Origin of the sequence: Acinetobacter sp. ANC 3813 (genome assembly GCF_002135435.1) — a bacterium.
Lineage (GTDB): Bacteria > Pseudomonadota > Gammaproteobacteria > Pseudomonadales > Moraxellaceae > Acinetobacter.
The window spans coordinates 185,987-198,840 of record NZ_NEGK01000008.1; the positions used below are offsets into that span (position 1 = coordinate 185,987).

General features: G+C 44.0%; 15 protein-coding genes. 3 read left to right on the forward strand and 12 right to left on the reverse strand.

Annotation, left to right across the window (positions count from 1 at the left end):
* Positions 1-12: 12 nt before the first annotated feature.
* Positions 13-426 (forward strand): NUDIX domain-containing protein, encoded by a 414-nt coding sequence (locus tag B9T34_RS13240; protein WP_086213595.1) that lies wholly within the window; start codon positions 13-15, stop codon positions 424-426.
* 179 nt (positions 427-605) lie between these two features.
* Positions 606-1,538, forward strand: a complete 933-nt coding sequence (locus B9T34_RS13245; RefSeq protein WP_213034163.1) for a tRNA dihydrouridine synthase — start codon at positions 606-608, stop codon at positions 1,536-1,538.
* Between the two features lie 99 nt (positions 1,539-1,637).
* Here B9T34_RS13245 and B9T34_RS13250 read toward each other — a convergent pair whose 3' ends face one another.
* The 9 genes from B9T34_RS13250 to rpe form a co-directional block, all read right to left on the reverse strand.
* On the reverse strand, positions 1,638-2,294 hold the full coding sequence (locus B9T34_RS13250) for a nuclease-related domain-containing protein (protein WP_086213597.1): 657 nt from the start codon (positions 2,292-2,294) through the stop codon (positions 1,638-1,640).
* 49 nt (positions 2,295-2,343) lie between these two features.
* A complete protein-coding gene (locus tag B9T34_RS13255) occupies positions 2,344-2,826 on the reverse strand; it encodes a methylated-DNA--[protein]-cysteine S-methyltransferase (RefSeq protein ID WP_086213598.1) in 483 nt (160 codons plus the stop codon).
* A 40-nt stretch (positions 2,827-2,866) separates the two neighbouring features.
* Positions 2,867-3,184, reverse strand: a complete 318-nt coding sequence (sugE, locus tag B9T34_RS13260) for a quaternary ammonium compound efflux SMR transporter SugE (RefSeq protein ID WP_086213599.1) — start codon at positions 3,182-3,184, stop codon at positions 2,867-2,869.
* Between the two features lie 130 nt (positions 3,185-3,314).
* The gene (sugE, locus tag B9T34_RS13265) at positions 3,315-3,632 is read right to left on the reverse strand and encodes a quaternary ammonium compound efflux SMR transporter SugE (RefSeq protein ID WP_086213600.1); all 318 of its coding nucleotides are present in this window, start codon (positions 3,630-3,632) and stop codon (positions 3,315-3,317) included.
* A 292-nt stretch (positions 3,633-3,924) separates the two neighbouring features.
* Positions 3,925-4,911, reverse strand: a complete 987-nt coding sequence (locus B9T34_RS13270) for a copper resistance protein B (protein ID WP_086213601.1) — start codon at positions 4,909-4,911, stop codon at positions 3,925-3,927.
* The gene (locus tag B9T34_RS13275) at positions 4,898-5,266 is read right to left on the reverse strand and encodes a hypothetical protein (RefSeq protein ID WP_086213602.1); all 369 of its coding nucleotides are present in this window, start codon (positions 5,264-5,266) and stop codon (positions 4,898-4,900) included. The genes B9T34_RS13270 and B9T34_RS13275 overlap by 14 nt, the downstream gene beginning before the upstream one ends.
* Entirely contained in the window at positions 5,253-7,088 is a 1,836-nt protein-coding gene (locus B9T34_RS13280) for a copper resistance system multicopper oxidase (protein WP_086213603.1), read from the reverse strand. The genes B9T34_RS13275 and B9T34_RS13280 overlap by 14 nt, the downstream gene beginning before the upstream one ends.
* A 55-nt stretch (positions 7,089-7,143) precedes the next feature.
* Positions 7,144-7,671, reverse strand: coding sequence for a hypothetical protein (locus B9T34_RS13285; RefSeq protein ID WP_086213604.1), 528 nt, complete (start codon positions 7,669-7,671; stop codon positions 7,144-7,146).
* Between the two features lie 488 nt (positions 7,672-8,159).
* Positions 8,160-8,846 carry a ribulose-phosphate 3-epimerase gene (gene rpe, locus B9T34_RS13290; RefSeq protein ID WP_086213605.1) on the reverse strand — a complete coding sequence of 229 codons (687 nt, stop codon included), beginning with the start codon at positions 8,844-8,846 and terminating at the stop codon, positions 8,160-8,162.
* Positions 8,847-9,037: 191 nt separating this feature from the next.
* Here rpe and B9T34_RS13295 point away from each other — a divergent pair, with 191 nt between their 5' ends.
* Positions 9,038-9,328 (forward strand): DUF2218 domain-containing protein, encoded by a 291-nt coding sequence (locus B9T34_RS13295; RefSeq protein ID WP_086213606.1) that lies wholly within the window; start codon positions 9,038-9,040, stop codon positions 9,326-9,328.
* A gap of 83 nt (positions 9,329-9,411) precedes the next feature.
* Here the strand turns inward: B9T34_RS13295 and B9T34_RS13300 are convergent, their stop codons facing one another.
* The 3 genes from B9T34_RS13300 to fghA all read right to left on the reverse strand — a co-directional run bounded on the left by B9T34_RS13300 (position 9,412) and on the right by fghA (position 12,674).
* The gene (locus tag B9T34_RS13300; protein WP_416202716.1) at positions 9,412-10,446 is read right to left on the reverse strand and encodes a M48 family metallopeptidase; all 1,035 of its coding nucleotides are present in this window, start codon (positions 10,444-10,446) and stop codon (positions 9,412-9,414) included.
* A gap of 12 nt (positions 10,447-10,458) precedes the next feature.
* Positions 10,459-11,568 (reverse strand): YjgN family protein, encoded by a 1,110-nt coding sequence (locus B9T34_RS13305; RefSeq protein ID WP_086213607.1) that lies wholly within the window; start codon positions 11,566-11,568, stop codon positions 10,459-10,461.
* A 275-nt stretch (positions 11,569-11,843) separates the two neighbouring features.
* Positions 11,844-12,674: an S-formylglutathione hydrolase gene (gene fghA, locus B9T34_RS13310; protein WP_086213608.1), complete on the reverse strand. Its 831-nt coding sequence runs from the start codon at positions 12,672-12,674 to the stop codon at positions 11,844-11,846.
* Positions 12,675-12,854: the final 180 nt, after the last annotated feature.

A 12,854-nucleotide genomic window follows, 5' to 3' on the forward strand; every position in this document is an offset into this window, starting at 1 on the left:
AAAGAGGTGCCTATGGAAAAAGTCTGCCCCTTTATCCTCAGAGAAAATACAGAACTGCAAACTGAATTGCTGGTATTTCAGCACCCTGAATCCGGCATCCAGCTGGTCAAAGGCACGCTAGAAAGCAATGAAGCTATTTTAGATGCCGCACTGCGTGAGCTGTTTGAAGAATCCGGCATTATCCGCAGCACTGAGCACTGTACCTATATTGGCCAGCATCCTATTGATGCTTTAGCTTGGCACTTTGTAGCCATCAACATTGATGGTTTAATTTTGGCTGAACAGTGGCAATATCAGACTTTAGATGATTATGGACATATCTTCAGCTTTTTCTGGATGCCAGTACCGCATCTGCTCTCACTAGATGAAGAACACATCCGCCCCAAATATTTAGATGCGATCCATTATATTTTGAAGCACCGATAATTCATCTTACTGAGTTTTCTGCAAAATATTGAGTTCATGCTGTGTTATCAAAACAACATATCGGTTTTGCCTCCGCATTCAAGCGGGTTTCCTCACCTACTCGAAACTATCTTTTCTCAGCTAGACATTCACCTAAAAACATCGTATAACACCGTTTTTTCATCGTTCAGGCAGCTGCTGTGAAACTTGTATTAGCACCCATGGAAGGCTTAACTGACCCAATTATGCGCGATGTTCTCACATCCGTCGGGAGCTTTGACTGGTGTGTGACTGAGTTCATTCGTGTCACTAATTCTGTCCTGCCCGACCATGTTTATCACAGCTATTGTCCAGAACTGCTCAATGATGGGAAAACTGCAGCGGGTACACCCGTACACGTACAGTTTTTGGGAAATGACCCGGAAATGCTGGCGGCCAATGCGATTCGCGCCGTTGCCTTGGGCGCACCCGCGATTGATATGAATTTTGGCTGTCCTGCCAAAACAGTGAACCGCCACCGCGGCGGTTCTGTACTGCTGGATGAACCAGAAGTCGTATACCAGCTGGTCAAGGCTGTACGCGATGCCGTGCCAAGCCATATTCCTGTATCGGCCAAAATGCGCTTAGGCTATATGGATCGTAATTTTACGATGGAAAATGCCCATGCCATTGAAGATGCTGGCGCTGCATGGGTGACCGTACATGCCCGCACCAAAGCCGACGGCTATACGCCGCCAGCATTTTGGGATCAGCTGCGCCCCATCCGTGAAGCATTAAAAATCAATGTGATTGCCAATGGCGAGATTTGGAATAATGCCGATGCCAAACAATGCTTATTGGAATCGGGCTGTGAAGATTTAATGATTGGGCGCGGCGCTGTGACCACCCCTGATATTACCCAATGTATCCGCCAAAATAGTGATGAAGCGCTGATTAGCTGGAATGAGTTAATTCAGTTGCAAATCCGCTTTTTAAGCGGTTCTTATAAAAAAGAAATGAATATGGTGGGCCGTTATAAGCAATGGCTGGGCATGATGTCTAAGCATTATCCTGAAGCCAAAGAGCTTTGGAATGAAGTGAAAAAAGTGAGACCGCTCGAAGATATTGTACAGAAACTGCAAAGCCACCAATAAGCTCACTTATAATTTCGCTTCTGTTTTTTAGCAGAAGCGATTGCTGAAACACTGATTTTTAAAGATCTGGCCTTGCATTTAACATCTTTAAATTTCCGCTCAGCTTCCTGTATTTTTCTGTCTTAAATGGTCGACATGTGCGCGGTTGGTTTTCCAAGATTTTTCCAGCACTTCTTTTTCAATGCGCAATTGAATACGCTTTAATTTCATGACAGGAATGACTTCCTGCTGAAAACTTTTGACATAATCCGTCCATGCAGCACCGCGAAAAAGATTTTCAGGCATCGCCGTTTTAAATTCACTTTCAGGCATAAAAACAATGACAGAATGCATGAATTCAGGTTCTAAAATATCTTCAAGCACATCTTCTAACACTTTCATATGCTTGTAATTTTGATGAAGCGGATTTTGAAATTTATAGGTCTTTTTATAAATTTTCTGAGTCCACATTTTTTGACGCGCTCCGCCAAAAATCCAGCCCGTATAATTTTTAGTTTCGACTACAAATAAGCCATAAGGACTCAGCACGATATGATCAATTTGCGTTGTTCCGCCTTCTGCATCTGGCAAAGTTAAATCATTGAGCAAGATATAAGGCTCTTTAAGATAAAGTTTCACATGCGCGGATACGACTAGTTCACCGACTTTCCCTTTAATAAAGGGCTTAAACGCTTTCCAAGCGCCAGCAATTAAAAATAGCGGAATTATCCACCACAGCATCGAATAAAGCGGTGCAAACATCTGAGTTGTATTCATTCATTTTCGTTCATATTATATTTTTAATAAAAATAACATAAACTTAAGCTTATTTCTCAGATTCCAATTTCAATAGAATTTCTTTATTTTCCAGACCGCCCGCGAAACCGACTAATTTGCCACTCGCACCCACCACTCGGTGACACGGCGCAATAATCGAAATTGGGTTTTTGCCATTGGCTGCACCCACCGCTCGCACCGCTTTAACATTGCCAATCTGTTCTGCAATTTGCTTATAGCTGCGGGTTTCACCAAAAGGAATACTTAACAAAGCCTGCCATACTTTTTTCTGAAAAGGCGTCCCTGCAAAGTCTAGCGGCAGGTCAAACTGCTGACGCTTTCCTGCAAAATACTCATTCAGCTGACGCACTGCTTCCAACAAAATCGGATGCTTAGAGTCTTCAATAAGTTCAGCCAATCGTACACGGTCTGGATTTTCATTTTCCCAAAGCACGGCAACTAAAGCGCTTTCATTCGCGACAAGTTTAAGCTGCCCGACGGGCGATGCCAAAAACAGATAAGAAAGCTTCATGTTCGTTCCTGCTGCCTGATTCAAATACTCATCTCATTATTTAAGAAGATGACAGCTTCATCAAGACCAATCCTGAAATAATTAGAACCGCAGCCAGCATGCGCATAGCATTGGCTGGCTCACCTAAAATCAAAATACCAACTGCAAAAGAACCCACTGCGCCAATGCCCGTCCAGACCGTATAAGCCGTACCTAAAGGCAAAGATTTCATGGCATAAGACAGCAATGCAAAACTGGCAATCATAAAAACAATGGTTAAAATGCTGGGCGTGAGTTTACTGAAGCCTTCAGAGACTTTCATGGAGTAAGCCCAAACCACTTCCAGCAAACCCGCAATAATTAAAATAACCCATGCCATATAAACAAACCTGCATGCAGCCAGCAAAAGCCGCACTCAATGCGCTTTTGCTGAAACTGCGAACATATAAAATTAAACAATCTAAATAAAATAAAAATGTATTCTAAAACTTAAGATGTGATGCCGCAGATTAACTGGATGAAAGCTTCATCAAAATTAAGCCCGAAACAATCAGCACTGCCGCCAGCATACGCATGGCTGTTGCAGGTTCACCCAAAATAAAGATACCCACCAAAAATGATCCAATCGCGCCAATACCTGTCCAAATGGTATAGGCCGTGCCTAAAGGCAGGCTCTTCATGGCATAGGCCAATAAGCCAAAGCTGAGGATCATAAAAAATAAGGTGATGAGGCTAGGCGTTAATTTAGTGAAGCCCTCAGAAAGCTTCATTGAATAGGCCCAAACGATTTCAAAAATACCGGCAAAAATTAGAATAATCCAAGCCATGACACTGTACTCCAATGGTTAGAGTCAGGCCGTCCTGACGTTTTTTCTTGATCCAGTAGCAAAACTAAAAATTTAGCTTTGACTCAAACCGCACCAAGGGAGGTCGTTCCCCCTCTATAATTTTTAGATTATATCCAATTTACGCATTGTTTTTGCGCAGATTTACAAAATTTGACCCAATTAAGACCCACTGTACGCACCAAATAAAACACAACACATAAAAAAGCTACCCGCGAGCGGATAGCTTAATATTCAAAGGCAATGATGCATTCAATTGCCTTTGGAATCTGCTTTAAAATTTAAACCGGATACCTGCAGCATATTGCCAGCCATGTTCGGCATCTGTCGAAACTTGCCAAGCCGTTTGCTTATGCCCTTTCTCATATTCATAGGCAATCTCAAAATAAGGCATGACCTTTTTATTGATTTCATAACGGGTCTCAAAACCAAGTGCTGCCTTGCTCAAGCCTGTTTTTTTGGCATATTTCGATTCATCGCTAAATACAGCATCCAGCTCTAAATACGGCTTGATAATCAGCTGCTGGGTCAGCAATAAATCCCGCTCCGTTTCCAGGCTAAACCCAGAATAACGGTCCTCGCCTGCATAGACATAAGCATCAGTTTCAAAAAAATACGGCGCCATGCCATGCAAGCCAATCACCGCATCCAGCGCTTCTTCTGAGCCTGTGCGATCATTTTCTAAATGTCTTGTTTCAGCACGGTAGCGTGCGCCGATTTGCGCATCCCAAAAGTCTGAAATCATACGGCTATACAGCACTTTGGCATCCCATGCAGCATCTTCTGACTCTGCTTTATCCGCATGTACTTTAATAAAAATTTTATTTTCATCTGTTCCAATACGGCTTTCCAGCTCAGTCTTTAAAGCACCATCGCCTTGTCCATTGACCTGCCATTTCTGATCCACACTTGTAGAGGTATAAATTTGGCCGCCATGTTCTTTGCGGTGATCATGCGCCTGATGCGTAGAAGCAGAACCTGAATCTTGCCCTGCCGAGCTGTCATGCTGCATGCCGGATTGAGCTTGAGGCAACACAACAGCTGAATCATTAGGTTGCTGTTCTGCTGATGAATCATGCTGATGCGTCTTTCGAGCATCGGTCTGCGCATGTGCAGCATGTTGATGCATATCCATTTGCGGCATCTGCTCTATCTCAGCAGCTGACATACCATGATGCATGTCATCCGCCATCGTGCCTGCGCTAATGAGTAGCACTGAACTTGCCAGCACAAATTGCGCACAAATTTTAATGATGTTCATGCTGGCCTCCTTTCATGTCTGGCATAGCGCAAGCATGCGCCTGATCATTTTTTTGCATGTTTGCATGCATTTCTGTAGACATCTGACCTGTATGTGCTGAACAATTTTGTGCCTGCTTTTCAGCTGTGTCAGCTTTTAAAGAATCTTTTGGTTTTTGTACTGGCTTTTCACTCTTTGGATGATTCTGCATAGCAGTGTCTGATGACATATGCATCTCATGCTGCATCATCGTCATATCATCATGAGACATGGACTGTGCTTTTTTTGAAGTATCCGTTGCAGCCAGCGTCCAAGCGCTGTGCATAAGTGCAACCGTTAATAAGCTAGTCTTAAACATAGTATTAATGATGCGCATGTGCTTCTCCTTGTGACGCTGCTGGCGCTGAAATTGGTGCAGTATTGGTTTGCCCTTCAGATACATTGGCAACAATCAATTTATTCATCATTCCAGCACTCATGTGGTACAGCAGATGGCAGTGAATTGCCCATTCTCCTAGTTCATCCGCAGTAAGCAATGCGGTTACTGTTTTGCCTGGCGGCACAATAATCGTGTGTTTATTGGGCATATCAACCGCAGACTGACCATTTTCCAGCTGCATAAACATGCCGTGTAAATGCATCGGATGCGCCATCATGCTGTCATTAATAAATTTCAGTCGAATCCGCTCGCCATATTTCACTTTTAAGGGTTCAGCTTCGCTAAATTTTTTACCATTAATGGTCCAAAGATAGCGCTCCATGGTTCCGCCTAAACGGATGACCAATTCGCTTTGCGCTTCACGCGTATCAGGCTGTGGATTTAAAGATTTCAAATCACTGTATTGCAGCGCCTTTTTGCCTTGAGGCGTAGATGCATTGGCCCAGCCTTGTACGGGTGTCTCTTGAGCTTTATCTGCTGGAGTAGATGTCTGATGTTGTGAGTGATCCATACCCGCCATAGAGTCATGATTCATTTTGGAGTGATCCATATCCGCCATAGAGTCATGATTCATTTGAGCATGATCCATGCCTGCCATAGAATCATGATTCATTTTGGAATGATCCATACCAGCCATTGCATCGTGATTCATTTTTGAGTGATCCATACCCGACATCGCACCATGTCCCATATCGTCCATGGTTAATAGCGCACGCGGCCGTGCTTTTGGCATTTCTAAAGGTTTTTTTGCAGGGCTGAATTCATTCTGCAAGGTCCCAATAGCAGAACCTGAGCGGTCAATTGACTCTGCTTGAATTTGATATTGATTGGCTTGCGGTTCCACAATCACATCATATGTTTCTGCCGCGCCAATGCGGAACTCATCTACAGGTACAGGCTTAACAGGCTGTCCATCCGCACTGACCACAGTCATTTTTAAATGTGGAATCCACACATCAAAAAATGACATAGCCGAAGCATTGATAAAACGCAGGCGGACTTTTTCATTTGGCTTAAACTGCCCTGTCCAATTTTGTTCAGGCGTTTTACCATTCACCAAAAATGTATAACCCGTAACATCTGACAAATCAGTTTTCAACATACGCATCTGGTTCCACATTTTGCGGTCAGACCACATGGCTTTTAGACCATCACGTTTGGTCTGCTGCCAAACATCACCCAAAGTTTCACGCCGATCTTGATAGTACTCTGCCGATTTTTTCAGATTATTCTGAATTTGATCGCTACTTTGCGCATGAAAGTCTGACAGCATCACCACATAGTCACGCTCAGCTTTTTCATGCTGTGCTAAAGGTTGCTTGCCTTTGGGATAAATCACCAATGCGCCATATAAACCATCTTGCTCTTGACCCTTAGAATGCGCGTGATACCAATACGTCCCGCTCTGACGGACTTTAAACTTATAGACAAATTCCTGATTTGGCGCGATGCCTTTAAAACCATTAAACCCCGGTACACCGTCCATCAGGCCCGGCAAGAGCAGCCCATGCCAGTGAATCGAAGAATCTTTGGTTTTAAGATGATTTTTTACTCGTATGACCGCATCATCACCTTCTTCAAACTCCAGTAATGGCGCTGGAAACTGACCATTGACCGTAATTCTTTGCAAGGGCTTGCCTGTGACACGCACAGTGCCTTCATCAATATTGAGCTGATATTCTTTCACGGCAGCAAAAGCCCATGAAGACGACACAATGCAAAGCCCTGCAAGCAAGCTTTGGCTAGATTTATTAGACATGACTCAATCCTAATTTTATGAATAAACTTTGAAAATAAAGTGTTCTAAAATCGGATTAAGCTTTAGGAGGGCGAAACAGCGCTTGCCAGTAACCTGACAGATGCTGAACTTGAAGAATAGTATTGGGCTGTTCGGACAATTGATCTAAGGCAGGCATAGCCAGCTGTAAGGTTTGAGCCTGTAAAGACTGAGAGGTCATTTGGCAATGCCATAAAGCGCAGTCTGCACATGATGCACTGCCCTTGCTTTGCGCCAAATCACTTAAACAATGCGGCTTTGTTTGCGTTTTGCTGTCATTACAGTCTGCCAGCATCTGGTGAGGCATGGCCGCCTGAGCCTGTGGAACAGATTGCTCTGTCTGCTGCGCATGTGCGGCATGCTTTTGAGCTGTAGCAGAATATTCTGATGAATCTAAGCCCGCTGCTTGATGCAATGCCATTTGATGTTCAGGCTTTTGCGAAACTGCATTTTGCGGCGAATATTCTTTTTCTATTTGAAGCACTATCGATGGATTCATCATCAGCGTATGAATAGGCTTTTGTACTGCGAAGGCAACACTGCTCCATCCAATGACCAAAGCCATTAGAAATGCAAAGCTGGTATACCGCCGCAAATATTTCAGCAAAATGATAACGCCTCTGCTTTAAACCAAACCATGGATCAGCCAACTGCCAAATAAGCCAATGAGCACTTATGCCAATGACCATGCAGTTTTCCACAGCACCTGAATGTCCTATCTATCATAAAGAACTGTGCGCTTATGCACAACGGCTTGTATTGGTTTACAGGCCAGCTTTAGACAGGATTGTAAATCATTTAAAACAATATAGTTATATTTTAAACAGGCTTATTTTTAAGCTAAGCTGAATAAATAGCCAGTAATTCAAATACTTTTAACGCTTAAAAAAGGACTCAAATGAGTCCTTTTTATACATATAAAGTCTAATTAATAAACCTTTGATGTACAGTTGTTTATTATTTATTCAAGTTATCCATATAGTTATCGACATAGATATCCATATGTTTATCCATAAAGTTATCCACAAGCTGTATCAGATTTATCCATAGATTTTAAACTTCAGAAGCGCCAGCTTTTGCCAATTCAGAACGCATTTCATCAATGACAGCTTTATAATCCGGTTTGCCAAAAATTGCAGAACCGGCAACAAACATATCAGCGCCCGCTTCTGCAATTTCACGGATATTTGCTGGGGTCACTCCGCCATCCACTTCTAGACGGATATCGCGGCCAGAGGCATCAATAATTTTGCGCGCTTCACGTAATTTTTCCAAAGTCATTGGAATAAATTTTTGACCGCCAAACCCAGGGTTCACACTCATCAGCAGGATTTGGTCAACTTTGTCTAGCACGTAGTCTAGGTAATGCAGTGGAGTTGCTGGGTTAAAGACCAAACCCGCTTTTGCGCCGCCGGCTTTAATCAGCTGCAGCGAACGGTCAATATGATCTGAAGCTTCAGGGTGAAAAGTAATAATATCTGCGCCCGCTTCCAAAAAATCACCAATCATGCGGTCGACCGGCGACACCATTAAATGCACGTCAATGGGCGCTTTAATGCCGTAATTTTTGAGCGCTTTGCACACGCCGGCACCAAAAGTTAAATTTGGCACATAGTGGTTATCCATCACATCAAAGTGAACAACATCAGCGCCTGCCTGCAATACATTTTCAACTTCTTCGCCTAAGCGGGCAAAGTCTGCAGATAAAATTGAAGGCGCAATAAGGAATGGCTTGGACATGACGAACCTGGCTATGGAAGAATGATATTTTCCCTAGTATAGCAAAACTGGCTCAGAGGCGCTTGCCTGCACAGCGCATTGTTCTGAGCGCGCCGCCAGACGAATCCTGCGCATTACAGTTTTAAATAGCCAAATTGACATAAATCCTTTATGTTCGAAGTACTGATATAAATTTCAACGCTAGGTAAAGCATGACCCAATCCACCCGCTCCAACATCGCCACAGAACAAGCGGCACGCATTGCTAAACGCTTATTGAACCATTGGAAGCATAAATTTGAAGTCGCTGAATCTGAAGATCTTTTTCAAATTTTCATGCCCAGCGCGACTGTGCAGCTAAGCCCTGTAAAGAATGCGCTAGCTGTAGAAATTATTGCGCTGCAGCCCGACACTGACCTGCCCCGTTTAGAGCAAGTTGTGCTGGATCATTTAATCCGCATGGGTCAGGAAGAATTAACAGCGCAGTGGCAGCGCTCTTCTTAAATCCAATTTGCATGGTAGGCGCTGCGATGCTCCGCATTCAAGTTTTGGGCAAAACTTGATGCAGCCCGGTCATGTTGCTCGTTTTATGGCGCTGGATGCTGTGGCTGATATTTTGTTACAGCCTCAATACGGTCATGCGTTGCGGGATGTGAACTTAAAAAATCCAGCAGTGAACGTTTGTTACTTACTTCCTCACCGCTATCGGCTGCCAAACGCTGTAAAAAATTGGCGAAATGTATGGTTGAAATATGCTGCTGATCCATCATTTTTAAAGCATATAGATCTGCGTCTGATTCAAAGTCACGTGAATAGCTTGCACCAATGACTGTCGCTGGCAAGGTAGTAATCAAGTCTGAACTGTCACCGGTAATCATTAAAGCAATCACACTGAAGCCTAAACTGGAAAGCGCTTGCTGCATGCTGTGGCGCTCTACCAGATGCCCTTGCTCATGCGCCAGCACACCCAGCAACTCTTGATCATTTTTAGCCAGTTTCACCAGTTCATCCGTCACAATAATGGTGTTATTCGGAATCGCCAGGGCATTTGCACCGATTTGTCCGCCAGCACGGAAAATCAGTTTTGCCGGCGGTCCGCCTGCAATCATGTGCAGATATTTCTGTTTAAGCTCTTGCTGACGCGCTTGAGGCAATGCCGAAGGCTGTGTCATGTCTAGAACATATTTTTCTGCCTGATCGCCCCAGCTGTGCATGGTTTTGGCAGGCAAATGCTGCGCTACCTGATACGATGCCGCGGGAATCCCCCATTTCACTACAGAGAACACCAGCAGCGCCACAAACAGCACGCTGAATAAAATTAGGCTTGGCTTGCGTTCCAGTTTCCAAATCGTGTGATACTGATCTTTGCGCGCAAGATTAAACCAGTCTGGCAATACATCTTTAAACTCAATCCGCGAATCATCTTTCAGCTCAACAATGGGCTTAATGCTGCCCAATGCGCCAATCAGGGTCATTTCGTCATAGCTGTAGACCCGCTGCGTATCCAGCTGCAGGCCATATTTGACCAGCACGCGCTTTTCATCGTACTTAGATATCTGCGCCAGCTGCGGCTTAGCGCTGACCCCATCGTAAAAAACCGCTTCTGCAAAATGATTCATCATATTCATCTGCGCTTAAAGTGAAATATCTAAATCGAAGATATCGCTGAGCTCTTCAGCAATAGCATTGTGGTCCTGCTGCAGCTGATTCATCAACTCATCCGGATTATCAACCAGCACCATCTTTAAAGATTCGGACTGATATTTGTATAAACGGATTGCCGCCCATGGTGTGAGCAGTCCCAGTGAAATAATTTTCGCCAGCCAGTTGCTCAAAATAATCCACGCATAGCGCCATTGATTGCAGTCTGTCGTAAACTGGCTGCGGTTCAGCGTGGTGCTGTTCCATGTGGTGATAAAAATTCGAGCCAACATTAAGGGCCAAATAAACAGATACCCCACCAGATAGACCAGCATAAACAGGCCCGCAAAATGTTCTATGCCCAAGCCGCTGCTCAAGCTAAAAAGCAAGGCCAGCACTGCCGCCAGTGCGGCCATAACGGCCAGAAAAATCAATACAGGCATATACATAGCGCGCATATATGCAGGCCAATCTGCATTGAGTTTAAAACTCAATTGGCCGACATATAAATGATTCAGGCATTCACGCTTATACAGCCACACCGCTACAGGCACAAACAGCCCAAGCGTCAACAGAGAAACGGCAATACATTTAAAAAAACACCAATAGGCGCTTTTATTGCTGCCTGAAAAATAAAAGCGCCTATTGCCGAATTTGCTATTGCGCGCGCGGAAACGGATGGTCGAGCGGATTAGCCACGGCACAGCAAAAAAGATCAGCAGCATGCCAGCCAGCAGCAACTCTACTGAATACTTCATCGCTAAAGAGATTGCCGCATATACCGCCAAAGCAATCAGCCGGCCGATTAAAATTTTTGAAGGTAAACCCGTAAAGTCAAAACGGCGCTGGATAAACCAGGTATTGCCATAAAAATAACGCAAGCGGCGCACTTTGGCCCATGGCGCATATAAGCCCAAAGTGACAATGGTCAATAGTATATTGACGATCCAAATACCAAAATATTCAGACGCTGTGCCTTTAAAACGGAATGCATACTGCAGCCCTAAATCAACAGAAGGCTCTGAGGCATATGGTGCAGGCATTTCAGTAAAATTTTGGGGGAATTCTGGACTTTGATGGGGATAAGTTTCTGAATTTTGCATAAAGTGACCTAAATTTATTTTAATAATTGAAATCTTATATACAGCGGCCTAATTCCTTTGGCTCTAAAAGGTATTTCATCATTCTCAAAATTGACTTCTCGCCATTCATGTTTTCGCTGGCTTTGTATCTAAACTGAATGAATTTTAAAGCATTTGCAATCTTGGCTCTGTGGGAAATCTGTTTCAGCCGCATAAAAAAACCGCAACAGCCTGTTGCGGTTTTTGCACGATAAAAACTGAGAAATCACAAATCATCGGCCTGCGGCAACTCAAACTTATTTTTTGAGTTGGCCTGCATGAAACTGGATATGCGACTCAATAAAGCTGGCAATAAAATAATAGCTGTGGTCATAACCTTCACGCATATTCAGCGTAATAGGATAATTCACATCCTGACAGGCATCGGCAAATAATTCAGGCTTCAATTGCTCAGCCAAAAATGTATCTGCAGCCCCTTGATCAATCAAAATCGGCTTCTGTGCAGCGCCGGATTTAACCAATGCAGTGGCATCATAATTTTGCCAAGCAGATTCATCATTGCCCAAATACGCAGTAAACGCTTTTTTGCCCCAGGGCACTTGTGACGGCGCAACAATCGGCGAAAAAGCGGAAATACTTTGATAAATGTCTGGATTTCTCAAACCAATGACTAATGCGCCATGGCCGCCAGCACTATGCCCCATAATGCTTTGCTCTTGATTGCTGGGGAAGTTGGCATCGACTAAAGCGCGCAGCTCATGCACAACATAATCATACATTTGATAATGATCAGACCAAGGCGCTTGCGTCGCATTGACATAAAAGCCTGCACCCTGCCCCAGATCATAAGCTTCATCATCGGCAACAGCTGCACCGCGCGGACTGGTATCAGGCGCGACAAGAATCACTCGATGCTCGGCAGCGTACTTTTGCGCGCCCGCTTTGGTAATAAAATTTTGCTCATTGCAGGTTAGGCCTGACAGCCAATAAATGACCGGCAATTTTTCGCCAGCAGCATGAGGCGGCAAATAAATAGAAAAATTCATTGCGCATTTCAGTACATCGGACGAATGCTGATACACCTCTTGCCAACCGCCAAATGAAGCGTGTTGTTCTAACCTTTCCATGAATGGCTCCTTATTTCATCTGACTCACATACTAACGCAGATGCTGCAGATGCCAATGCAGTTTTGATGATGAATTCTTAAATTTCTTCTTCAGTAAATCAGCACCAATGGGCGCACTTTAAGGTTTAAACCCGCCAGCAGGTCATGTTGTAAAGATGATAGATAAATGAATGCAGTGCA